Here is a 22,567-nt window from a genome sequence, read left to right as displayed (position 1 = left end):
CCGCACGGCGGCCGAGCAGCGTGGTGCCCTGAGAGGGTGAATCAGAAGAGTGTCAGCGTCGAGCCGAGTGCGGAGCGGGAGAATCCAGCAAGCTCTACCGGGCAGTGCGGCTGCCCGGCGCCGATGGCTGCGACCACGCTGGGCGGCAGCCATCATCTGCACAGCCGCCGTCGCAGTGGGTGCCGCGTTCCTGCTCGCGGGCCGCGACTCCGGCTCCAGCGGTCCGCGCGCACTGACCGCGGATGAGGCGAACCGGCTGGCGATCACGCGGTTCCGTAACTACGAGGCACACGGCCGCGCCGTGACCATCACCGTGCCGGGCACCGCCGCCGGACTGACCGTCACCGGGTCCGTCGACTACCGGGGCAAGCTCGGCTACGGCGTGGTGCACGGCACCGGGCGCGACACGTCCAGCGACGGACTGATCGAGTGGACGGCCACCGCCGTGTTCGTCCACCCGATGGCGCACGCCCCGGCGCACGCACCCGTGTCGCCGCCCCGGTCGGGCTGGTACAGCCGTCCGCTACAGCCGTCCGGCAGCTCACTGGACAGCTCGCTGGCCATCGCGCTCGGTCTCGGCAGCGACCGGCCGGACAACGCCCAACTGCTGCCGCAGAACGGCGCCGCCTGGTGGGGACGGGACCAGGTGGACGGGCATCGGGTGGAGGTCATGACCGGGCCGTCCTCCCGTGACCGCTCCGGCACGGCAGGCAACGTGCGCTACTGGATCGGTTCGGACGGCACCATGTACCGGGTCCGCGCCGGCGTGGCATCCGAGTCGCAGCCTGTGGTCGTCGATTTCGACACCCAGAAGTACGTCCCGGTCGAGCCGGTACCGGGAGTCTCCCCGACCCGGTAGCCGCTGCCCAGGACGCTCACGACGTCTGCACCCGCGCGCCCGCGGAGAGCAGGGACGCCGACGGCAGCGGGATCCTCGCCGCATCCGGCATGGCCGGAACGGCCGGGACAGCGGTCGCGCCGGTAGTGCCGGCGTGGGGGAACTGCGGTTGTGGACCAGGCGCCGCGACCTCGGTGAAGGGGATGCCGCCGGGTGCCGTCGGCGCCGCCCACCTGCCGTACGGCGAGGGCGACTTGGCCGGAAGCGGGCAGGACGCGGTCGTCGCGAGCCGGGCGGGCACCGTCGTTCGCAGGTCATTGCCGCGCAGGCAGTTGCCCCGCCCCCGCGTGGCGGTGGGAAACGTCCAGCCGACGTCTACTCCGTTGGCGGTGAAGGTGTTGTCCAGGACGCGGTTGCCGTTCGTCGGGATGCCGGCCGTCGCAGTGATCACCAGCCCGGCGTTGCCGTTGCCGGCGATGCGGTTGCGGATGAACTGGTTGTCGCTGCCACCGTCGATGCCGATGCCGATGCCCCATCCGCCGTCGGCCTGTTCGGGGGTCGCCTTCTGCTGGTTGGCAGCGATCAGGTTGCCCGCCACGACGGCACCCTGCTGCGGAAGCAGCTTCTCCTGGTGGTCGGAGTCGGTGGTCAGGCCGACCCGGTTGCCGACCAGACGGTTGCCGACCACGTACATGTCCCCACTGGCGTTGGTGCCTTCGTAACCGACCGCGTTGAGCTCGGCGACATTGTCCCGCACCACGACGTGACAGGGCTTGCACTGTCCGACATAGATCCCCGAGTCCGCCCCGCCCGAGGCGTACGAGTGCTCGATGACACCGTTCTGCGCGGAGAACGCATAGATGCCGTACAGACCGTTGCGAGTCGCGGTCACGTACGAGACCAGGAACGACTTCAGGAAGGTCACCGGCTCATCGCCGGTGTCGTAGCCGCCGCTCTGCCCCGGCAGCCCGGCGGCCGCCTTTGCCGAACCGGTGACCAGGACCCCGTTCTGCGTGTTGTTCTCCACGGTCAGGTTCTCCACGGCCACCCCGGGCGCGGTGACGACGATGCCGTTCGGCTGCTGCAACCGCCCGTCGATGACGACCTTGTCCCGCAACTCACCACGAAGAGTGAGGTGCGCCGTGTCGATCTTGACCGACTCGTGGTACACGCCCGGAGCGGCCAACACCAGGTCACCGGGGTGAGCGAGAGACACCGCATCCGAGATCGTCGGCGCGTCATCCGGCACTCTGATCGTCACGTGCTCACCGGACGGTCGCCGGCCGTGACTCGATCCGCCATCGCCGGACCCGCAGCCCGCCAGGACGCATGTCAGTGTGATCAATAACGCGAGCATCACCCGAGGACAGAGACGAAACATGGCCTCATCCTGGCATGAAGTCATGCCGGCACGGAGAGCCATCAACTCGCCGTCAACGAAACGGATATGGCATTCTTCACGCCGTGAGTCGAGCCGATTCCCATCCGTCACGCCGCGCGTTCATCGGTGCCACCGGGGCCGTGGCGGCCACCGGGCTCACCGCCGGGTGCGAATCGCGTGCAGCTGAGCCGGGCAAGCCCCCCTCTCCCGCGTCGACTCCACCGGTGCCGCCAACCGGCCGCCACCAGGCAGGCATCACACTCCCGCAACCGGCCCAGCCGAACCTGCTGGCGGTGGTCGCCGACCTCGCTGACGCCGCGGCGGCCGGCCCGCTGCTGGCCGAACTCGGCGATGCCATCCGCACGCTCACCGCGGGAACCGATCCCCGACTGCTGGGCCTGCCCCCGGGCGATCTCACCGTGACGATCGGGGTGGGCCCCCGCCTGGTGCGCATGGCCGATCCCACCCTGCCCGGCGCGACGGAACTCCCCCGCTTCTCCCGCGAGCAGATCGCCCCGGATGCGCGCGGCGGCGACCTGTTGATACAGGTCTGCGCCAGCGACCCCCTGCTGTTACCGGTCGTCGTCGCCGCGCTCCTGGCGCAGGCCGGTGACCGGATACGCGAACGCTGGCGGCAGTCCGGACGCCGTGGTCCGACCACCCCCGTCAGCCAGGGCCTTTCCGCGCCACGCAACCCGCTCGGTTTCACCGACGGCATCGTGGGCCCGCACACGACGGCCGAACAGCAACGCCACCTGTGGCTGACCAGCCCGGCCCCCGTCGCCGGCGGCACCCTTGCCGTAGTACGGCGCATGGAACTCGACCTGCCGCGATTCGCCGCGCTCTCCGTCGCCGACCAGGAGGCGGTCTTCGGCCGACGCAGAGCCACCGGCGTGCCCCTCTCCGGCGGCACCATAGCCTCAGACCCGAACCTCGGCGCCAAAACCCCCGACGGGCGCTACCTTATCCCCGCGGACGCCCACGTCCGCCGGGCCAACCCCAACGCGGTCGGCGTCGGTCTCATGCTCCGCCGCTCCTACAACACCGACCAACCCGCCCCCGGCCTGCTCTTCATCAGCTTCCAGAACGACATACACACATTCACCAGCACCCTCACCCATATGGATGACTCCGACGCGCTGCTGCAATTCACCACCACCACCGCCAGCGCAACTTTCCTGATCCTCCCCGGCTTCGACCAACAACATCCACTCGGCGCCCGCACGTTCCTCTGACCATGCCGATGACGTCGGCACGGCCGTCCGATCCGCCCCCACGCCGCCCTGGCCGACCGGGCTGGCGCTTCGGCGCCTGGTCCGGCGTCGGCGACCACTGCCAGCCGGACCCCGCCCGCTGCTCGGCGACCTCCTTGCCGCCGTCCGGACGCAGGATTTCGTACTGCAGTGTGTCGTGCTCGACAACGGCTCCTCCCGCACCGCCATGTACACCAAAGCGTGGCTGGCCGCCCGCCCGCGCTGGCACGTCCGCTGGACCCCGCCGCACGCCTCCAGGCTCAACCAGGTCGAACTGTTCTTCTCCACCCTGACCCGCCGGGTCGTGCGGCATGGCGACTTCGCCCGCCGCGACGTCCTGATCGAGAAGCTGGCGTCATACGTCATCGGGCACAACGAGACCGCCAAGCCCTACCGATGGACTTACGAAGGCACCCCGCTCAAGGCCGCCTGGTCAACGCCCCTCCACGAACTTCTGCGGAGCAGCACTAGGCTCCGAAGATCGCTGTCTTCAAAACGCTGTGAGGGACCATGGCCGTCACCTCCTTGATGCTCGCGCGGCTACCTGAACGAGGCTTGGGCGCCTTCGACGCTTATGAAAGCGCCGTTCTGCCACTCCTGGCCGAGTACGGAGGACGCCTTGAGCGACGACCGCGCACTCCGGACGATCGGGTCGAGGCCCACGTCATCACCTTTCCCAACAGCGAGGGTCTTGCTGCCTACCGGGCGGACCCCAGACGTTCTGCCGCGGCACCGCTGCTGGAATCGTCTGGAGCAGCGGTCGAACTGCTCGCGGTCCACGATGTGTAGTGCCGGGCCGGCGTGATCGAAGGAGCCTTTTTCCACCTCGCCGACGGCCGGTCCGACGATCATGGGATGGCGTTGAGGGGGATCAGGGCCGCTGAGGCGAGCCAGCTCCGCTGGGCTCGTCGCTGAGTCCTCAACTGCTGGACACGCATCACGCGGCAGCGTAATCGACGCGGGGAGGCTGTTGGTTGTCGCCGACGCTGGTCCGCTGGTTGCGCCACAGCGAGATGCCCAGGCCGATCAAGGCCACTCCGGTCGGAACGGCCAACGGCCGGTTGAACGACTCCGGAAGTACCGCGAGCGCGACGGTGGCGACGGTGCCGACGGAGAGGAGGGCCGCGGCCCACCGTGCGAGTACGCGCGCCCGGAACAGCGCGATGCCGAACAGGCAGCCGCCCGCAAGGTAGCCGATGGAGCTGAGGACGAAGACCGTCTGCATGGCTCCGATGCCATGGGTCGCGGTGCCGCCGAAGGCGACGGCAAGGACGTCGTGGACGTAGTGGGGCGAGGTGTGCGCCAGCGAGGGGAGAACCGCGGCCGCGACGACCTCGACGCTCAGCATGAGCAGATAGCCGGCGGCGAACAGCGAGTAGCCGATGAAGCCGAGGATCCCTGTCTGCCGGACCTGACGCAGGTACATGCCGGTGATGCCGGCAAGCGCCAGTGCGGCCATGAGCGCCTTTGCGGCACTGCGAACGGCCCAGTCGGTGGTGGTGACCGAAGAGACATCCATCGGTGGGTGGTTGACCTGCACGCCGATGAACAGCAGTCCGGCGATCGCGGCAGAGATTCCAGCGGCCCGCATGAGCCTCGCAGTGGTGATGGTCATCAGGGGCTGCTTCGTCCCGATGCGTCCTGGCGTCGAGCTCATGCTGTGCCTCCTCCATGAGGTGTACGACGTACACCTTTGCTGCGGCCAAATTAGGTGTACCGTGTACACCTGTCAAGGCTGGAGATCGGTCAGGCCGAAGAGGACCCAGATGCAGGACAGCGCCGCAGCCGTCGGCCGGGAGCGGCTCAACCGCGCCAAGGTGTTGCGTGCGGCCGCCGAGTTGGCGGATGAGGGCGGCTTCGACGCGCTCACCATGCGCAGGCTGGCGGCCCGGCTCGGCGTCGTACCCATGGCGCTCTACAAGCACGTGGCGGACAAGCATGAGCTGCTCGACGGCATGGTCGACCTGGTCTTCGCCGAGGTCGAGATGCCCGAGGACGCCGACTGGCGTACCGCTCTGCGTACACGCGCCTCGTCGATGCGGCAGGCGCTGCTCCGTCACCCGTGGGCGGTCGGCCGGATGGAGACTGGCACTCCAGGGCCGGCGAACCTGTGCCACCACAACGCCGTGATGCGGTGCCTCCGCCGCGACGCGGGCTTCCCGTTCCCCGTGGCCGTGCACGCCTACAACCTGATGGACGCCTACATCTACGGGTTCGCCCTTCAGGAGAAGACCCTCGCCGGCGACATCCCGGCCGAGGCGGCGCGACGACGGAAAGCCATCGCCGACCGGCAACCGTCAGAGATCGACGACTACCCCTACCTCGCCGAGGTGGTCACGGAGCTGGCGAAGACAGGGTTCAACTTCGCCGACGAGTTCGAGTTCGGACTCGGCCTGATCCTCGACGGCCTCAGTCACCTGCGTCCGTAGGCGCCGACGCGGACGCGCCGCCAAGAGGCCGGACGCGTCGCTGTGCTGTGTGCAAAGGATCCGTTGAAGGCAGGACCGGCTGCCGGCGACGCCCCGGTGGAGGTCGCCGGCAGCCGGTCAACGGCCGTCAGATGTGGCTGTCGCGCAGGAAGTCGCAGATGAGGGTGGCCCATTGTTCGGGCTGCTCGACGAACGGGAGGTGCCCGGTGGCGAGTTCGGCGTAGCGCGCTCCGGGGATGGCTTCGGCGAGTTGCCGGTGGTGGTGCGGGGTCACGAGCTGATCGAGCGTGGTGGAGATGACGAGGGTCGGCACGGTCAGCGCGGCGAGGTCGGCCCGGACGTCGACGTGGTTGAGCAGGTCGAGGTGCTCAGGTGTGCCGGGTGGGATGGTGGCCGCGGTGGTCTTCAGGGCGGTGTGCAGGTCGTCCTGGCCGAGGGCGTCCAGGGCCGGTGCGCTGAGTCCGAGCAACGAGAGGAAGGCGGCCAACTGCTCCAGGTCCCCGGCGCCCAGCAGGTCGCGCCACAGTGTGGCGGCGAGGAGGAGACGCGGGTTGGGGTGGGCGAAGCCGGCGGTCAGGACGAGGGCCGTGACCCGGTCGGGGTGGCGGGTGGCGGCCCTGATGGCGACCGGGCTGCCGAGCGAGTACCCGGCGATGGCGAAGGTGTCCTGGCCCTCTTCGACGGCGGTGGCGACCAGGGCATCGGCGAGGCCGTCGAGGGTGAGCGGCGCCTCGGCGCGTTCGGTGCGGCCGGTGCCCGGATAGTCGGGGCCGATCACGGTGTGCTGGGCGGTCAGGGCGTCCATGATGGGGCCGTAGTTGGCGTCGATGCCGCCGCCGGCACCGTGGGCCAGGAGCAGGCCGGGGCCGGTGCCGCGCACGATGCGGCCGAGGCGGGAGGTTGGCAGAGCAGGGGACATGGTCGTTTCTTCTCCTTGGCTTCCGGCAGTGCGTGATCACTGCCGGCTGGTGCGGTGGTGGTGGACGGTTGCGGCGGCGATGAGTACGGCGCCGCCGACGAGCAGAGCGCCGATCCAGGGCAGATCGGTCAGGCCGAGGCCGGCGGTGAGGGCGCGGCCGCCGAGATGGGAGCCCCCGGCGACGCCGAGGTTGAATGCGGAGGCGCTGATCGCGGTGACCAGGGTGGGCGCGTCCGGGGCGGCGGCCAGTGCCCGGTCCTGCAACAACGGGATGAGGGCGGCCGCGATCACACCGAGGACCAGTACGGTGACGGCGGCCGTCCACCGGATCCGGCTGGTCAGGCTGAACGCGGCGAGGACACCGGCCAGGCCGAGCAGCAGGGAACACAGCCCGGCCCACGGGGTGTGGTCGGTCAGCCGGCCGCCGAGGATGTTGCCGCCGACCGCACCCAGCCCGAACAGGGCGAACAGGGTGGTGACCGCGGCCGGGGTGAAGCCGCTGATCTGCTGCAACAAGGGCGCGATGTAGGTGTAGGCGGTGAACAGACCGCCCTGTGCCACCACGATGATCGCCAGCACCAGGGCCACCCTGGGCCGGAGCAGACCCCGCACCTCGCCCCCCGGACGAGCGGTCTCGTACGGCACCGGCGTCCGGACGAGGGCGGCCACGCCGCACAGCACGACAGTGGCGAGAGCCGCGATGGCCCAGAAGGTCGTACGCCAGCCGTAGTGGTCGCCGATCCAGGTGCCCAGCGGTGCGCCGAGGACCGTGGCCAGATTCCAGCCGGCCGTCACGACGGCGACGGCACGGCCGCGGCGGGCCGCCGGCACCATACCCACCGCGATCACCATCGCCGTTGCGAAGGCCGTGCTGTGCGTGAGCGCGGTCAGCATCCGGGCCGCCATCAGGGCGTTGAAGCTGCCCACCAGGGCTGCGGCGAGGTTGCCGACGACGAACACACCCAGCAGCACCAGCAGCGCCCGGCGCCGCGCCAGCCGCAGCATCCCCACCGTCACCAGCGGCCCGGCGACGGTGACCACCAGGGCGTACCAGGTCACCAGGGAACCGACCGCCGGCAGCGGACGGTGCCAGTCGGCCGACAGCCGCGGCAGCAGCCCGACCATGACCCACTCGGCGGTGCCCACGACGAACACACACGAGGTCAGTACCGCCAGAGCAGCGCGGCGGCGCCATACGGGTGGGCAGGGGATCTCTGTCACCGGGGGTGCGGTGCTGGTGGTCATGACCGCGACGCTAGAGTCTCACATCAGTGTCAGAGTCAACGCGGTGAGGTGCAGATCACGTGCGCATCGGGGAGATGGTCCGCCGGACCGGGGTCAGCGAGCGGCTGCTGCGCTACTACGAAGAGCAGGGCTTGCTGACGCCCACGAGGTTGCCCAGCGGTTACCGCGTCTACAGCGATGCGGACGTGGACACCGTCCGACGCATCCGCACCCTGCTCGCCGCCGGCCTGCCGACCGCCACCATCGCCCAAGTCCTGCCGTGCATCCGTGACAACGGGACAACCCTCGCGCCGGTGTGCTCCGACCTGGTGGCACAACTGCGCCGCGAGCGCGAACGCATCACCGACGCGATCACGGCCCTCCAGACATCGCAACGCATGCTCGACACCGTCATCGCGGCAGGCCCGACCGACACCGACTGAACGGCCCGTCCGATCCGACGACCTGACACCAGGGCTGCTGCCGACCGGGTACGACCGGCTCGGCGTCCGCTACGAAGCGACCGTGCTGGTCGCAGCCATCCACGAGTGGCCGCGACCAGCACTTCACTCGAAGCCACCGACGGGCGGTGGACTACGGTCGCGTGTCGCAGAACTCGGCGTCGACGACCCGCTGCTCGTGCACGTTCCAGTCCCCGTTGAAGTTGAGCGCCAGGGCGTGCCTGCCGTCCGCGGTGGCCAGCGCCTCCGATATCGAGCCCTGGATTCCGCCGCTGTGACCCCACACCTCGACACCGCAGGACAGCTTCAGCTTCATGATGCCGAGGCCGTACGAGAAGCCCGGCGCCTCGGGGACCTGCACGGTGGTGGTCATCTCCGTCAACTGGCGTGTTTTGAGGAGCCTTCCGGTGAGCAGTGCCCGGTAGAACCGGTTGAGATCGGGCGCGGTGGTGACGATCTCACCGGCAGCGCCCGCCAGGGACGGGTTGAGCACGGTGACGTCGTACGTCCTGCCGCCCGGCTCACCGGGGCCTGCGAGTTCACCGGTCAGTTTGGAATAGGCCCTGCCCGCAGGCCCGGGCATGGAGGACCGAGTTCCCGGCAGGACGGTGGAGTTCAGGTGCAGGGGACGCAGGATGCGCCGTTCGATCTCGTCAGCGTACGAGCGGCCCGTGACCTTCCGGATCACCATGCCCGCGAGGACGTAGTTGGTGTCCGAGTAACTCCACTTGTCGCCGGGCGCGGAGGTGGGCCGATGTGTCATGGCGAGCCGGACGATCTGCTCCGGCGTCCAGGTGTCGTAGCGGTGGCGGAGAAAGGCGGTGCCGAACTCGCGCCGCTTGAAATCCTCGTCCTCCGTGTAGCTGTAGACGCCGCTGGTGTGGTTGAGGAGTTGGCGCAGGGTGATCTGCCGGCCGTCGTGTCCGTGTCCCTCGACCAGCCCCGGGAGCCAGTGGTCCACCGTGTCGTCCAGACTCAGTCTCCCTTCGCCCTCCAGTTGGAGCATCACCGTGGCCACGAAGGTCTTGGTGATGGAGCCCGCCCGGAACCGGTCCTCGACCCGCGGTGACCTCCCCGTCCGCAGGTCGGCGGTGCCGGAGCGGCCCGCCCACGTCCCGTGCCGGTCCTCGGCGACCGCGACACCACCGGGAGCCCCGTCCCGCACCACCCCGTCGAGGGCCTCCTGAATGGCGCGGTGACCATCCGCGGCCTCCGTGGCCCGGGCCGCCTGGACCGGCATCGCCGCACCGGTCGCCATGACCGCCGCCGCCAGCATCCCGGCGGCCCCGAGCCGCAGTCTCCGCGCCCTGCGCACCGCGTGCCTCGGGCGCCCGCCCGACCCCTCGCCGGCCCGGGCGGCAGGCATCGCTCCCGGCCTCCGGGGCTCCTCCCGGCGGGGGAGATGCGGACCGTCCACTGCATGTGCACGCTGGGACACGGAAGTACTCCTCTGGGATCAGTGGGTGACGGCTTCTGCCTGCGACCGAGTATCGAAGAGCCGGACCGGTGCTGAGCAGCCCGCTGTCCACCGGTTGCACGGTGGGGTAAACCCCCGGATGCGCGTCGTCGGGCCCCCGGCTCGGGCCCGCGCGCAGGCCGTGCCGCCGCACTGTCAGGTCAGGGAATCGGCCGAAGAGTTCGGTGGCACAGTCGCCGGGCCGGCGACTGCTGGATGGTGTGCGGTGGAGGGGGACGGTGCGTGGTGGCAGGCAGCGCCGCCTTGGCGAGCCGGGCGCGGTCGGGACCGGCCGGACCAGCGACGGCGAGCAGCCCGAGGACGGCCGAGGGTGCCTGCGCCGGGTCGTCGAGGAGCGCTTCGAGCCGGGCGGTCAGCGGGCGCCCGGCCGGGCCGAGTACGGCGATCCCGCGGGCGGCACGGGCGGCCGTCCAGTGGAACCACTGACGGGTCTCGCAGATGTCGAACATTAAGGACAGCACCGGGACGACCTCGGCCGCATCCCCGGCGATTCCCCACAGGGCGGGTGCCAGGGCGAGGTCGGTGTCCGCCTCCGGCGTGGTGTCGCGGTCGACGCTGTGGCCGCGCGCTCGTCCGTTGGGCCGGTGTGAGAGGGGCGGCCACCGTGCCGAGGTCGGCCACGTTGTTCCATGATGATGAGTACGATCGGTGATTCCCAAAGGTTGGAGTGGCTCGGCAGTGTCGACTTCATCTGAGTTCCGTGGCTTCGACGTGGTGTTGCGGGGTTACGACCGCCGTCAAGTGGACGGCTACCTCAAGGCCCTGGCCCAGGGAGACTCGCCGCAGTCCCTCCCGGCGTTCCGGGTCGCTCTTCGGGGCTACGACCGTCGTCAGGTTGACGCGCGCATCGCGGAACTTCTCCGGGGCGGAGGCGCCGGCGGGTAGCACGTCGTACAGCGTCTGGAGTGCGTCCTGCTCCACGAACGGCCGGAGCGGCGCGAGCCGTGAGACGGCGGCCAGCCGCGGCGGTCAGCCGGTCAGCCGGTCAGGTGGCCCACCACCGACCGCATCGCCTGCCGCAGCGCCGTACTGACCTCCTCGGGCGGGTCCAGGGTTTCGAAGCCGTGGCGGCCGCCAGGCACGTCGACCAGTTCCAGGCGCGCCCCGTAGTCCTTGGCGGCCTTCACGAACTCCTCGACGGTGGCCGCGATCTCCGGTGACTCCCGTCCGGCCCGAAGAAGTACGACGGGCAGGTCACCCGCGTGCGCGAGCGCGCGTAGGGGATGGAACCGGGCGTCCGACAGGCCCCAGTTGGGCAGCGGGGCCAGGATCGGGTAGCTCGCGGCCACGCAGCGCAGCCACGGCGGCGGCGCCGACAGCCACGGGGCGGTGAGCAGGCCGCCGCCGGAGAAGACCCACAGGGCGATCCGGTCGGCGTCCACCCGTGGATCGGCCCGTACGATCTCCACCGCGGCGGTGACGTCGGCGGCGGCCCGCTCGTAGTCGCCGACGTCGTGCAGCCGGTGGTCGAGGGTCACACCGACCAGGCCCTCGGCGGCGGCGTGACGGGCGTACCCGACGAGAGTGGGCCACTCGCGCGGGGTGGGCCGGGCCCCGGCGGGCAACGGGCCGCCGTGCACGAACACCACGGCCGGCCGCGGGCCCTCGGCGTCGGGGACGTACAGGTCGACGTGTCCGTGGCGCTCGCGGGGCACTTCCGGGACGTCCAGCGGGAACGGTCGCAGGTGGGCGGGTGGTTCGCAGGTGCCGGCCGGCCGCAGGCGGCGTCCCTCGCCCGCCGCCGCCAGCAGCAGGGACTCGGCCAGCTCCGCGGGGGTGGACAGCATCGGCCAGTGCCCGGTGGGCAGTTCGAAGAACGTGACCCGGGGATCGGTCAGGCGCTCCAGGGCCGGGTCGCCGAAGTCGACGAGCCGTTGCACCAGTTCGACACTCACCCCGTTGGCGAGGCACAGGATGCCCGTGGTGGGCACCGCGGCCACCGGTCCGGCCAGCCGCAGCGGCTCCAGCAGGGTGGCCAGCGGCTGCGGCGCGGCCAGGGCCGCGAGCCGGTCCAGCGCCGCGTCGGTGACACCGGCGGTGCTGCCCCAGCGCTGCCACTGCTCCCGCGTGACGGGCGGCGCCAGCTCCCCGTCCCCCTCTCCCCGCCGGGCCCGCTCGGCCAGCCGCGCGCGCAGCTCCTGGTCGGGTACGGCGGCCAGGGCGGGCACACCGTTCTGCGGCATCCCGGTGTCCAGGTACACCACGCGGTCGATGCGCTCGGCCCTGCGGTCGGCGGCCCCCAGCACGGGGTGGATGCCGTAGTCGTGTCCGACCAGCACGATGTGCCGGCCGGACGCCGGGTCGACCGCGTCGATCGCCGCGATCACGTCCGCGATGTGCGTCTCCAGGCCGACACGGGTCCCCTCGGCGGGGCGGTCCGGGTCGAGCCCGGTGAGCGGGACGGCGTACGCCTCGCTGCCCGCCTCGACCAGCCACGCGGCGGTCTCCTCCCACACGTGGGCGCCGGTGAACGCGCCCGCGACCATGATGAAGACGGTCATGGCCCTCTCCTCCCTCGGGCGGCGCCGCGCCTGTCGCGTGCGCCGTCGTCCACGGGCCGGTCTCCCGGCCCGTGCGCCGGTACCGTAGAAACTCCCCCAGAGGGAGGTTCAACTGCCCGTGTCGCACGAGGTGCTGTGGAGCATCGGTGAGCTCGCCGAGCGAGCGGCCGTCACCGTCAAGACCGTCCGCTTCTATTCCGACCAGGGCCTGCTGCCGGAGGCATCCCGCAGCGGCGGCGGCCATCGCCGGTACGCCCCCGACGCGCTGGAGCGCCTACGGCTGATCCGCTCCCTGCGCGGCCTCGACCTGCCGCTGCCCGAGGTGCGCCGGGTGCTGGACGAGGACGACGGGGCGGGGCGGGTTCTGGAGGACGCCGTGGCCGGGCGGCTGCGGGCGCTCGGCTCCGAGCTGCGGGCGCTGCGCTGGCGGGAGGCGGCCCTGCGCCTGGTGCGGGACTCCCCGCCCGGGGAGCGGGCCGACCGGCTCGGACTGCTGGGCGCGCTGGACACCCCGCCGAGCACCGCCCCGCTGGCCCGGTTCTGGCGTGCCTGGCTGCCCGCGCGGATGCCGGCCCCGGCGACGTCCGCCTTCCTGGAGCTGGCGGTTCCGCAGCCGCCCGCCGAACCGCATCCGGCGCAGGTGCTCGCCTTCGCCCGGCTGAATGCCCTGATCAGCCGGCCCTGCCCGGGCGGCCGGCAGCCCCGGCCGGAGGTGCATCAGGTGGCCGGTTCCGGCGGCTCGGCCGCGCTGTACGCGGGGCTCGCCGAGGCGTACGACCTGGCGGGCCCGCACCTGCGCCGGGAGCGCACCCCGCGGCCGGGAGAGGCGCTGGACGCCTATGTGGCCGCCTACGCGAGCGCGTACGGCACCCGGGACACCCGCGACTTCCGCCGCCGGCTGGCGCACCTGCTCGCCGCCGAGCCCCGCCTGGACCGCTACTGGGAGCTGACCGCCGCCGTGCTCACGCCCCCGGGCGGCCGGCCGGAGCCGACCCCGGGCTCCGCGGACACCTGGCTGCGCGCGGCGCTGGACGGGGACAACACGCACGCGGCGTAGAACGTGATCGTCGTGGCCGCCTCCCTGCCGCCCCTGCGGGGAGACGGTGCGGTTTCGGCGGAGGGCCGTGCCCGGGCGGCCGGGCCGGACGGGTCCTGGCGCGCGCCGGAGACGAGGGAGCCGTCACGCGGGGTGTCCGGAGGACGACGGAGTCACCACGTGGAACCGGCGCCGAGGCGGGTACCCGTCACCGCGTACCGAACCGTCACCCCGGGACCACGGAGGAACACAGATGAGCACGGTCAAGGAAACGGTCGAGGTCGACGTCCCGATCCACACCGCCTACAACCAGTGGACGCAGTTCGAGGAGTTCCCGCAGTTCATGGAGGGCGTCGAGGAGGTCAGGCAGGTGGACGCCCGCCACAACCACTGGACCATGAAGGTCGGCGGCGTCAAGCGGGAGTTCGACACGGAGATCGTCGACCAGCTTCCCGACGAGCGCATCACGTGGCGCACCACCAGCGGTGACACCCAGCAGAGGGGCAGTGTCCGCTTCCAGCGGGTGGACGACACGCACACGCGCGTGGAGCTCGTGATGGACGTCGAGCCCAGCGGCGCGGTCGAGAAGGTGGGGGATCTCGTCGGCACCATCGACCGCCGCGTCAAGGGCGACATGAAGCGCTTCAAGAAGTACATCGAGGAGCGCGGCGCCGAGTCCGGCGCGTGGCGCGGCCGCATCGCGCCCGGTGCCACCGGCGGCACCCCGGGCGGCATTCCCGGCGGCACCACCGGCGGTATGCCTGGGGGCACCACGGGTGGTACGCCCGGCGGCACGACTCTCTGACCCCCTGGCGCCGCCACACCGCGTGGGGGAGGCCGGCGCCGGTTCGACCGGGCGCCGCCCCCCCCTCGTGCGCGGCGCCCGTGCCATAGGATCGCCGGCGGCTCCCGCCATGACCCCGGCGTCCCCGGCGTCAACACAGAGCGGCGGCACCCGCCCGGATGCCGCCGCCCTTCGCCTGAAGAGCGCGATCATCGGCGGCCTGTGAACAGCGAGCCGACCGCTTTCCCGCGCTCAGGCCCGGGTGAGAATGAGCGTGGCCATCGGGGCGCCGTCCGCGGCGCCGGAGTTCAACCTGGCCGTCTCCTTGCCGGTGACCGACAGACCGGCTGCCGCGAACAGCGGCGAGAGGGTCGACGGCGTCCAGATGCGGTCGTTCATGTCCGCGATCACGCACCGCACCGGCTCGCCCGGTGCCGTAGCGGTGCGCGGTACGGCCGCCGTGCGGTGCAGTAGCCCGGTGGCAGCGTCGAACCGCATGGACCAGATGACGATGTGATTGATCCCCTCGCGGTCTGTGAACGAGTCCACGACCATGCGGCCGTCCAGATGGGACATCGTGGCCGGTGCGCCGTCGTCGAAGACGCTCACCGCGATACGCCCACCGGGGGCCAGCAGGGACCGGGCGTGGGTGAGCAGCCCGACCACGACCGACGGCTCCGTGAAGCCGTTGAGGGTGCAGTCGGCCAGCAGCATCGTGTCGAAGGCGGTGTCCGGGCGGTAGGCCAGGAAGTCGCCCGTCACGAACTCCACCCGGTCGGCACCGGCGGCCGTGGCCCGCGCCCGGGCGCGCTGGAGCGCGGGCTCGGAGGTGTCGATGCCCACCAGCAGGGACGCTTTCGTGGCGGTGGCCAAGTGGACCAGGGCGCGTCCCGTCCCGCAGCCCACCTCCAGCACCCGTGCCCCCTCGCCCACGGCGGAGGCCAGGCCGGCGAGGTCCCAGTCGGTTTCGCCGGTGCGGCGCTCCACGTCGCGCTCGTAGTCGTCGAAGAGCGGGGCGTCGAAGTAGTACGGCTCGACCTGGACGCTGACGCCGGGCAGCTCGAAGAACCGGTCCAGCGGCGGGACGGGCTGCGGCACCGGTGTCCCGGCGCGGCTGTAGTCGGATCGCGCCGCCACAGGCGCCTCCCGGCGCGGGAGCAACGGCATGTCGGCCGTCCACAGCACCCGGGTGCGGCTCTGCCCTGCTGCCACGGCGATCTCTTCGCGCGAGGCCTCGGTGAACCCCAGTCGCCGCAGCAGCGGCACAGCCCGGGTGTTCTCGGCCACGTGGCAGTCCACCCGCAGCCGCTGCACACCGCGCCCGGCCAGTGCCGTGCTCAACCCCAGCAGGATGCCTGTGCCGAGGCCGCGGCCACGCCACTCCGGGTCGACCACCAGCAGGCCCAGCGCCGCCGTCCGGGCGTCGGGGTAGCCCTCCAGCAGATCGGCCGCGGCGACCAGACGGCCGTCGACCCGGCATCCCATCAGGTGCTTGAGGTCTGCCGGTACGTGCTGAAGACCTTCGAGGAACTGGCTCTGCGCGTCCGCCGCTCCGGTCGGAATACCGAAATTGAGCTGAGAGTAATCGTCGCACCTCTCCAGCAGGTCCTGTAGCGCGGGCCCGTCCTCGGGCGTCAGAGCGACCAGTTTGCGATCATTCAGCAGCGTTACGCGAAGCGTCACCGCTCTCCCTCGGTCGTGCCCTGGCATTTCACGATAGCGAGTCGCCAACTTAGCAAGCACCGTTGCCAGTTGCCAACAGAGCACCTAGGATGCCGTATTGCTACTCGTACGGCGAATGTGAGCCGGACTCGAGCCGGCGGATCCCGGACCGAAATCGCGGGAGCAATCAGATGGTCATTCAAATGCCCGCGCCGTTCAGCTTTTGGGTGCAACCCACGAAACGCACGAATCTCGACAGCATAATGGCCTACGACGTGCACGATCCGGCCGAAACCGAACTCACCTTCGAAGAAGTCACCGGGTCGATGCAGGAGATGTTCGACCAGAACGTCATCAGCGTCTTCTTCGAGGGCGGCGAACCCTTCCTGCGTGATGACTTCCTCGACATGGTCGAATACGCCACACCCAACGCCTTCACCATGGTGCGGACCAACGGAACCCTGGTGACGGCCGAAACGGCCCGCAGCCTCAAGGCGGCGAGCGTGGGTGTCGTGTGCGTGGACATCGAGGGCGGTGACGCGGCCACCCACGACACGCTCGTCGGTCTGCCCGGCGCGTTCGACCGAGCGGTCGAGGGGGTCCGGCACCTGGTCGACGCCGGCGTCACCACCTTCATCACCACCATCCTGACCAGCCACAACATCGACCAGTTGCAGGCACTGGCCGACCTGACGGCCGCCACCGGCGCGGAGAAACTCGGGGTCCTCAGGCTCTACCCACTGGGCCGGGCCCGCGCCAACTGGTCCCGGCTCTCGGTGCCGCTGCCCCGGCAGATGGCCGCGCTCAAGGCGATCAGGGTGCCCGACGGGGTGCAGCTGATGCAGTCCTGGCACCCCAACGACCCGAACTGCTGCTGGCAGATGGCGGCCGTCGACGCATACGGCAACAGCATCGGCTGCCCGTACCTGCGAGACTTCGCCAACTACGGCAATATCCGGCAGACATCGTTCATGGAGACCTGGCGCAATCCGATCTACAAACAGGTGCGCGCCGCCAGCGCGGTGAACGCGTGTCCCGAATGCGCGGCGAACGACCGCAACCGCTCCGGTGGCTGCCGGTCGACCGCATACGCCTTCGGAGGATCCTGGGACGCACCGGACCCGTACTGCACCCACATGAACAACGGCACCGACCTGACCCGCCTTCCCGGCCGGATTGTCGATCTCCCCTTCGGTGCACCGCCGACCATGTCAGGGGTGTGACCCGTGACGACCGAATCCCCGGCACGCACCGTGTATACGCAGAATTCCCGGCTGCGGCTGCGGCCGTTCGAACCCTGGCATGCGGTGATGGCCTACACACCGGACAAACCTGCTCTGCACTGGCTGAATTCCCATTCGTGGCTGGTCCTGGAGTTGTGCGACGGCCGCACACTCGAGGAGATCGCCGAGACGATCGCGGAGGTCATGCCCGACCGCGACGACGTCCTCGCCTCCACCATGGGCTGCATCGAAGACCTGGAGCGGAAGAACCTCATCCACGCGAGCACCGACGCCGGGAACACTCCGGCAGGGAAGGAGGTGAAGAACCGATGAGCAAACACATCGACATCGAAAAGCTCAAGGCGATCGCCGCCGAGGACAACGAGCGCCCCGAGGTCTCCACGATGGACCCCCAGGTCCGGACCTCCAAGTACGCGCTGTTCCCCGAGCCCAAGGACATGTCCGCGCTGGAGGACGAGTCCTGAGCTGACGGGCGCCCGGCGCGGTCGACGACACGCCGGGCACGGTAGTTCCCTTTCGCCCCAGGCACGCGGAGGTTCCATGGCAGGTCGTCCTCGTACGCTGCTGGTGAACCCACCGCTGTGGAACGTCTACGCGCCGCATCTGGCGGTGCCACTGCTCACCGCCTCGCTGCGCAACCACGGTTGGCCGGTCACCGCTCTCGACCTCGGCGCCGTCCACCTGCGGTGGATGCTGACGGCCCGGACGGTGGCCGGCCTCTGCGCACGCTACGACCGCGCGGACGAGCTGGGCCTCGACCCGGCCGCCGTGGACGAGGCCCGGCTGCTGCTGCCCTCGGTGTGCGACGACGTCGAGGCCGCCTGGGCCGCCGTGCACGATCCCGCCAGTCTGCGCGACCACGCCGCGTTCACCCGGGCTGCCCGCACCCTCGGCAACGCCCTCGTGTGCCACTCGGCGGCCTTCGCCGGATTCCACTGCGACCTGCGCTCCAACCGCCAGCACTACAGCGAGCGCTCGAGCGCGTCGGTGCTCGCCGCCACCCGCGACCCGGACCGCAACCCGTACCGCTGGGCGTTCGAGACCCTGCTCCCGCCCCGGCTCGCCGACCCCCAACTGGGCCTGGTGGGCATCTCGGTGTCGGCCGACACCCAGCTCATCCCCGCCATGACGGTGGCCGCGCTCGTCCGGGAACACCGCCCGGACCTGAGGATCGTCATGGGCGGCAACTACATCACCCGCATCGCCGGACGCTGGCGGGACCGGCACCCCTTCTTCGACCTGGTCGACGACTTCGTGCTCTACGAGGGCGAGGACGCGATCGTCGCGCTGTGCGAGAACCTCTTCGAGGGCGGTTCCCGTCCGGTGCCCGGCCGCAGCTCGCTCACCTCCGACGGGCGACTGGAATTCGCCCCTGCCCGCGACGTCGACCTGGCCACGCTGCCCGCCCCCGACTTCGACGACTACGACCTCGACTCCTACCTGGCCCCCGGCCCCGTGCTGCCCGTGCTGGCCTCCCGCAGCTGTGCCTGGAACTGCGCGTTCTGCTCGATCCCCTTCGCCAGCAACCGCTACCGCCACCGGGACGCCACCACCGTCGTGGACGAGATGCAACACCTGGCGCGGCGGTACGGCTCGACGTCGTTCATGTTCGTCGACGAGATCATGACCCAGCGGACGCTGCGCGAGGTCGGCGCCGAACTGGTACGCCGCGAGGCCGGTCTGCACTGGTACGGCGAAACCCGCTTCTCCGCCGGACTGGACGATGCCCTGGCGGCCACGCTCTACCAGTCCGGCTGCCGCAGACTCGACCTCGGCCTGGAGTCGTACAACCAGCGGGTACTCGACCTCATGCGCAAGGGCACCCGCATCGAGCACATCCAGCCCGGCGTCGAGGCACTGCTGCGCGCGGGCGTGCCCGTGCACCTGTTCTGCATCACCGGCTTCCCCGGAGAGACGGCCGAGGAGGCCCGCCGCACCGCCGATTTCGTGGAACACACCCTGCGCCGTTCCAAGGAGGACTTCGGCCTGCCGTACTCGACCAGTGTCAACGGGCCGTTCGTGCTGGACCTGCTCTCACCGGTCGGCGAACACCCGGAGCGGTTCGGCATCAAGGTGCTGCACCCCGGCCCGGACGAGGACCTGGCGCTGAGCGCGGACTACGTGAGCGCGTCCGGGCTGACCGGGACCGAGGCCGCGGCGCTGGCCGCGGAGGCGGACGCCCTGCCCGACACCGGCCGCACAGCGCCCTTGCAGCACCGCGGCCTGATCGGCGAGTCGGAGGAGTACGCCTTCCTGCGCTGCGTCCTCGACACCGGCGTACCGCCCGGGCGTCCCCTCGCCGCAGCCACCGTGTTCACGCCGGCGCCCGGCGACCCGCTCCGCCTGGCGGACGGGGTGACCTGGCGGGTGTCGGCCGATGCCAGGACGGTCGGGCTGTACGCCGCCGGAGCCGACAGCATCCTGCGCCTGCCCAGCCGGTACGCCGGACTCCTGTCCGACCTGGACGAAGGCGTCCGGCCCGGCGAACGGGACGGCGGACGGTACGAGGACGACGTTCTGGAAGTGCTCTGCACGCTCTGGACGTTCGGGTTCCTCGCGGACCCCTGGCGCCACGCCACACCCCTCCGCGCCGGGCCCACCCCCGGACTGCGGGTCAGGACCGCGCCCGGCTGGCGCCACTCCGTCGACCCAGACACCGGCCGGGCGCGGATGACCAGCCTGGTGACCGGACGCGAAGTGGAACTCAACGTTCACGCCTTCCTGTTGTGGCTCGACCACGCCGAGGGCGGGCAACCCGCCGTGGCCGACTGGCACGCGGTGGCCGACATGATCAGAGTCGAACTCCTCCAGGCGTACCGCGCAGACGACCCGGTGACGACGGAAGCCGGATCCGGCCAGGAAACGGAACGGGAAGGCGCATGACAACCATGCAGACCGTCGGCAACGGCAACCGGCTCGCGTACTGGCATGCCTTCCTGAAGCGGTACTGGGAACGCGAGGCGGGCATCGTCGGCCCCCTGCCGGTCGACCTCGACCTGGGCGGCGACTGGTTCTTCCAGGCCGTCGTCGCGGCGGCCGCCGCGGGTGAAAAGGGTGAGGGACCGCTGCTGCGGCTGTCGGTCGCCGGCAGGAGCCCGCACGCCGACCGGGCCCGCTACCTGCCCCGCGCCGAGGACGGCTCCGTCGCCGGGTTCCTCGCCCGCATGGACGACGAGACCGGGGGAGCGGAGTGGAGCATCGGGCTGAGCAGGCTGCACCGCACCAGCTTCGAGCTGTGGGAGCGGGCCGCAGTCTTCACCGAGGAGCTGTGGAGCGCACTCGGCGGCTTCCCCTCCGGCTACGCCGACACCGACATCTTCCTCGGCCGGTACGCCGGCACACGCGGCGGCATCCACTGCGACAACGCCGCCAACTTCATGTTCGGCGTCGCCGGCCCGAAGGAGCTCATCGTCTGGCCGCCCTCCGACGGCGCGTGGCTGCCCCTGCACCGCAGCGACTGGTCCTGCGTACGCCACACCGGGCAGACACTGCGTGCCAGTACCACCGACATGGGCTACTTCCCCTCCCGCTTCTGGCACGTCGGATCCTCCCCGGACGCCTCGTCCGCCACCTTCAACATCGCCCTCTTCTTCGACGGCGACCCGCTCGACACCGCCACCGCCGCCGTGGCCGCGGCACTCGCCGGCACGCCCCGCCCGCCGTACGACCAACTCGTGCGCCCGAACGGCACGGAGCTGCCCGAGACGGTGGCCGACCTGCTCGACCACGCCCTCGCTCGCATCGACCGGGCCGACATCGCCGACCGGCTGCTGGCCACCTGGCTGCGCAAGCTCAGCGCCCGCGGCTTCGGCCACGTCCCCGACCCGCTCGAGGTCATGCCGGTCGACCACGACCTGCCCGTGCGGCTGCACCGCTTCCCGGTGGTCCACCAGCGGTCCAAGGGGCGCCTGCTGGTATCGGCCAACGGCCACCTCGCCCGCCTGCCCGACCACCCCGCGCTGCCCGCCGTCCTCGACCGGCTCAACAGCGGGGAGATCGCCACCCCGGCGGACCTGGCACGTGAACGTCCCGGTGTGGCAGGGGACTTCGCTGATATCGTCGACGCCGTCCTCTACCGGCTGCGCTCGTGGCGCGCGATCGACGTCCTGGACAGGGATGCCCGTTAGCCCCCCTCGCACCCGCCTGCGCGCGGCCCTGCTCTTCGCCGTCCTGCTCGCTTCCTCCGGAGGCGACGAGGTCGCCGTCTTCGCCCTCACCTTCCATCTGGCCCCCTCCGGCGCCTACTTCGTCGGGACCCTCCAGATCGCCGGTCTCCTGCCGGGGGTGCTCCTGGGACGGCCCGTGGGCAGGGCGCTGGTGGGACGCCGCCCGGGACCGGTGCTGGCCCTGGCGTCCGCCGCCCAGGCGGCCATCACCGTCGTACTGTCGTCCGGTCTGCCGCCGGACGGCACCGTCGCGGGCGTGGCCCTGCTGGCGGCGGTGAACACCGTCAGCGTCACGGCGCTGAACGCGGCTCTGCCGGTGCTGGCGGGCACCGACGTAGCCGAGAAGGCCTACGGTCTGGCACAGTCGGCCGGCTCACTGGCCATGGTGCTGGGCCCGCTGGCGGGCTCGGCCCTGTTCGCGACCCTCGGCATCCGCGGAGCCCTGCTGGCCGACGCAGCGACGTTCCTGACGGTAACGGCGTACGGCGTGGCGGTGCGCACCGTAGAACTGATTCCGGACGACACCGAATCCGACTCCGCGTCCGAACGCGGGGGACTCACCGGCGGCTCACTCCTCGCCCTCGGCCTGGTGTTCGTGGTCATCGCCGCCACGGCAGGAACCGACGTGGCGTTCGTCTTTCTCGTCCGCGAGCACGCGCCCGGCTCCGCCGTCACCGTGTTCGGATTCGCCACCGCCGCGTGGGCCGTCGGCATCCTCGCCGGCAGCGCCCTGGCCGGCCGCCTCGCCTCCACACCACCCGTTGCCCGCCTCGCCCTCTCCGGCTCGGTCATCGGCACCGTCTACCTCGTCTGCGGGCTCGCCCCTACCGCCACCGTCCTGCTGACCGCCTTCGTCATCGGCGGCATCGCCAACGCCGTCTTCAACACCACCCTGCGCGCCGCCATCTACCGCATGACCGGCCCGGCGCAGGCCGCCCGCGCCTTCGGCGCCTTCACCGCCGGCGTCAACGCCGCCGTCCTGTGCGGCATCCTCGTCACGACTCCGTTCGCCGAAGACGCCAGCGCCCCGGCCTACGCCGTCGGCGGCGCCGCGGCCCTGTGCGCAGCCCTCGCCACCGTGCCCATCGCCCTGCGGACCCGCGCGGCGGATCCCGGCCGACCGCGCCTCCGCAGGCCTGACACGCGGGCCCGCTGAGCTGACGGCCTGGAAATTAGGGTGTGGTCGGCAGAG

The 22,567-nt window shown here is 71.2% G+C and carries 23 protein-coding genes; 13 read left to right on the top strand and 10 right to left on the bottom strand.

The window, feature by feature from the left end:
* The first annotated feature begins 175 nt into the window (after positions 1-175).
* Complete coding sequence (locus ACZ5CZ_RS33125; RefSeq protein ID WP_468948109.1) at positions 176-859, top strand: hypothetical protein; 684 nt, start codon at positions 176-178, stop codon at positions 857-859.
* Positions 860-875: 16 nt separating this feature from the next.
* Here ACZ5CZ_RS33125 and ACZ5CZ_RS33120 read toward each other — a convergent pair whose 3' ends face one another.
* Positions 876-2,087 (bottom strand): right-handed parallel beta-helix repeat-containing protein, encoded by a 1,212-nt coding sequence (locus ACZ5CZ_RS33120; protein WP_468948149.1) that lies wholly within the window; start codon positions 2,085-2,087, stop codon positions 876-878.
* A gap of 272 nt (positions 2,088-2,359) precedes the next feature.
* Here ACZ5CZ_RS33120 and ACZ5CZ_RS33115 point away from each other — a divergent pair, with 272 nt between their 5' ends.
* A complete protein-coding gene (locus ACZ5CZ_RS33115; RefSeq protein WP_468948107.1) occupies positions 2,360-3,454 on the top strand; it encodes a Dyp-type peroxidase in 1,095 nt (364 codons plus the stop codon).
* A gap of 175 nt (positions 3,455-3,629) precedes the next feature.
* Positions 3,630-4,001 (top strand): hypothetical protein, encoded by a 372-nt coding sequence (locus ACZ5CZ_RS33110; RefSeq protein WP_468948105.1) that lies wholly within the window; start codon positions 3,630-3,632, stop codon positions 3,999-4,001.
* A gap of 11 nt (positions 4,002-4,012) precedes the next feature.
* On the opposite strand, the gene ACZ5CZ_RS33105 is transcribed toward ACZ5CZ_RS33110, so the two are convergent.
* Together ACZ5CZ_RS33105 and ACZ5CZ_RS33100 are read right to left on the bottom strand one after the other, a co-directional pair.
* Positions 4,013-4,324, bottom strand: a complete 312-nt coding sequence (locus tag ACZ5CZ_RS33105; protein ID WP_468948103.1) for a hypothetical protein — start codon at positions 4,322-4,324, stop codon at positions 4,013-4,015.
* Positions 4,325-4,409: 85 nt separating this feature from the next.
* On the bottom strand, positions 4,410-5,087 hold the full coding sequence (locus tag ACZ5CZ_RS33100; protein WP_468948101.1) for a hypothetical protein: 678 nt from the start codon (positions 5,085-5,087) through the stop codon (positions 4,410-4,412).
* Positions 5,088-5,238: 151 nt separating this feature from the next.
* Between ACZ5CZ_RS33100 and ACZ5CZ_RS33095 the strand changes: the two genes are divergently transcribed.
* Positions 5,239-5,901, top strand: a complete 663-nt coding sequence (locus tag ACZ5CZ_RS33095) for a TetR/AcrR family transcriptional regulator (protein ID WP_468948099.1) — start codon at positions 5,239-5,241, stop codon at positions 5,899-5,901.
* Between the two features lie 127 nt (positions 5,902-6,028).
* Here the strand turns inward: ACZ5CZ_RS33095 and ACZ5CZ_RS33090 are convergent, their stop codons facing one another.
* Positions 6,029-6,820 carry an alpha/beta fold hydrolase gene (locus tag ACZ5CZ_RS33090; protein ID WP_468948097.1) on the bottom strand — a complete coding sequence of 264 codons (792 nt, stop codon included), beginning with the start codon at positions 6,818-6,820 and terminating at the stop codon, positions 6,029-6,031.
* 36 nt (positions 6,821-6,856) lie between these two features.
* Entirely contained in the window at positions 6,857-8,065 is a 1,209-nt protein-coding gene (locus ACZ5CZ_RS33085) for an MFS transporter (RefSeq protein ID WP_468948095.1), read from the bottom strand.
* A 59-nt stretch (positions 8,066-8,124) separates the two neighbouring features.
* On the opposite strand from ACZ5CZ_RS33085, the gene ACZ5CZ_RS33080 reads away from it, so the two are divergent.
* Complete coding sequence (locus ACZ5CZ_RS33080; protein WP_385846964.1) at positions 8,125-8,487, top strand: MerR family transcriptional regulator; 363 nt, start codon at positions 8,125-8,127, stop codon at positions 8,485-8,487.
* Positions 8,488-8,638: 151 nt separating this feature from the next.
* Here the strand turns inward: ACZ5CZ_RS33080 and ACZ5CZ_RS33075 are convergent, their stop codons facing one another.
* The 4 genes from ACZ5CZ_RS33075 to ACZ5CZ_RS33060 form a co-directional block, all read right to left on the bottom strand.
* A complete protein-coding gene (locus tag ACZ5CZ_RS33075) occupies positions 8,639-9,871 on the bottom strand; it encodes a serine hydrolase domain-containing protein (protein WP_468948093.1) in 1,233 nt (410 codons plus the stop codon).
* Between the two features lie 251 nt (positions 9,872-10,122).
* Positions 10,123-10,443 (bottom strand): hypothetical protein, encoded by a 321-nt coding sequence (locus tag ACZ5CZ_RS33070; RefSeq protein ID WP_468948091.1) that lies wholly within the window; start codon positions 10,441-10,443, stop codon positions 10,123-10,125.
* Between the two features lie 226 nt (positions 10,444-10,669).
* On the bottom strand, positions 10,670-10,903 hold the full coding sequence (locus tag ACZ5CZ_RS33065) for a hypothetical protein (RefSeq protein ID WP_468948089.1): 234 nt from the start codon (positions 10,901-10,903) through the stop codon (positions 10,670-10,672).
* A 56-nt stretch (positions 10,904-10,959) separates the two neighbouring features.
* Positions 10,960-12,483 (bottom strand): dienelactone hydrolase family protein, encoded by a 1,524-nt coding sequence (locus ACZ5CZ_RS33060; RefSeq protein ID WP_468948087.1) that lies wholly within the window; start codon positions 12,481-12,483, stop codon positions 10,960-10,962.
* Positions 12,484-12,601: 118 nt separating this feature from the next.
* On the opposite strand from ACZ5CZ_RS33060, the gene ACZ5CZ_RS33055 reads away from it, so the two are divergent.
* Positions 12,602-13,540 carry a helix-turn-helix domain-containing protein gene (locus ACZ5CZ_RS33055; RefSeq protein WP_468948085.1) on the top strand — a complete coding sequence of 313 codons (939 nt, stop codon included), beginning with the start codon at positions 12,602-12,604 and terminating at the stop codon, positions 13,538-13,540.
* A gap of 232 nt (positions 13,541-13,772) precedes the next feature.
* Positions 13,773-14,324 (top strand): SRPBCC family protein, encoded by a 552-nt coding sequence (locus ACZ5CZ_RS33050; protein ID WP_385846958.1) that lies wholly within the window; start codon positions 13,773-13,775, stop codon positions 14,322-14,324.
* Positions 14,325-14,555: 231 nt separating this feature from the next.
* On the opposite strand, the gene ACZ5CZ_RS33045 is transcribed toward ACZ5CZ_RS33050, so the two are convergent.
* Entirely contained in the window at positions 14,556-15,986 is a 1,431-nt protein-coding gene (locus ACZ5CZ_RS33045; protein ID WP_468948083.1) for a GNAT family N-acetyltransferase, read from the bottom strand.
* Positions 15,987-16,156: 170 nt separating this feature from the next.
* Between ACZ5CZ_RS33045 and ACZ5CZ_RS33040 the strand changes: the two genes are divergently transcribed.
* The 6 genes from ACZ5CZ_RS33040 (at position 16,157) to ACZ5CZ_RS33015 (ending at position 22,531) form a co-directional block, all read left to right on the top strand.
* The gene (locus tag ACZ5CZ_RS33040; protein ID WP_468948081.1) at positions 16,157-17,188 is read left to right on the top strand and encodes a radical SAM protein; all 1,032 of its coding nucleotides are present in this window, start codon (positions 16,157-16,159) and stop codon (positions 17,186-17,188) included.
* Between the two features lie 3 nt (positions 17,189-17,191).
* A complete protein-coding gene (locus tag ACZ5CZ_RS33035) occupies positions 17,192-17,521 on the top strand; it encodes a PqqD family protein (protein ID WP_468948079.1) in 330 nt (109 codons plus the stop codon).
* Positions 17,518-17,673, top strand: a complete 156-nt coding sequence (locus ACZ5CZ_RS33030; protein WP_385846952.1) for a hypothetical protein — start codon at positions 17,518-17,520, stop codon at positions 17,671-17,673. The genes ACZ5CZ_RS33035 and ACZ5CZ_RS33030 overlap by 4 nt, the downstream gene beginning before the upstream one ends.
* A 76-nt stretch (positions 17,674-17,749) precedes the next feature.
* Positions 17,750-20,092: a B12-binding domain-containing radical SAM protein gene (locus ACZ5CZ_RS33025; protein ID WP_468948076.1), complete on the top strand. Its 2,343-nt coding sequence runs from the start codon at positions 17,750-17,752 to the stop codon at positions 20,090-20,092.
* The gene (locus ACZ5CZ_RS33020; protein WP_468948074.1) at positions 20,089-21,336 is read left to right on the top strand and encodes a hypothetical protein; all 1,248 of its coding nucleotides are present in this window, start codon (positions 20,089-20,091) and stop codon (positions 21,334-21,336) included. The genes ACZ5CZ_RS33025 and ACZ5CZ_RS33020 overlap by 4 nt, the downstream gene beginning before the upstream one ends.
* Positions 21,326-22,531, top strand: coding sequence for an MFS transporter (locus tag ACZ5CZ_RS33015; protein ID WP_468948072.1), 1,206 nt, complete (start codon positions 21,326-21,328; stop codon positions 22,529-22,531). The genes ACZ5CZ_RS33020 and ACZ5CZ_RS33015 overlap by 11 nt, the downstream gene beginning before the upstream one ends.
* Positions 22,532-22,567: the final 36 nt, after the last annotated feature.

The organism is Streptomyces sp. NPDC031418 (assembly GCF_055581605.1).
This window is presented reverse-complemented; position numbering and strand designations above follow the sequence as displayed.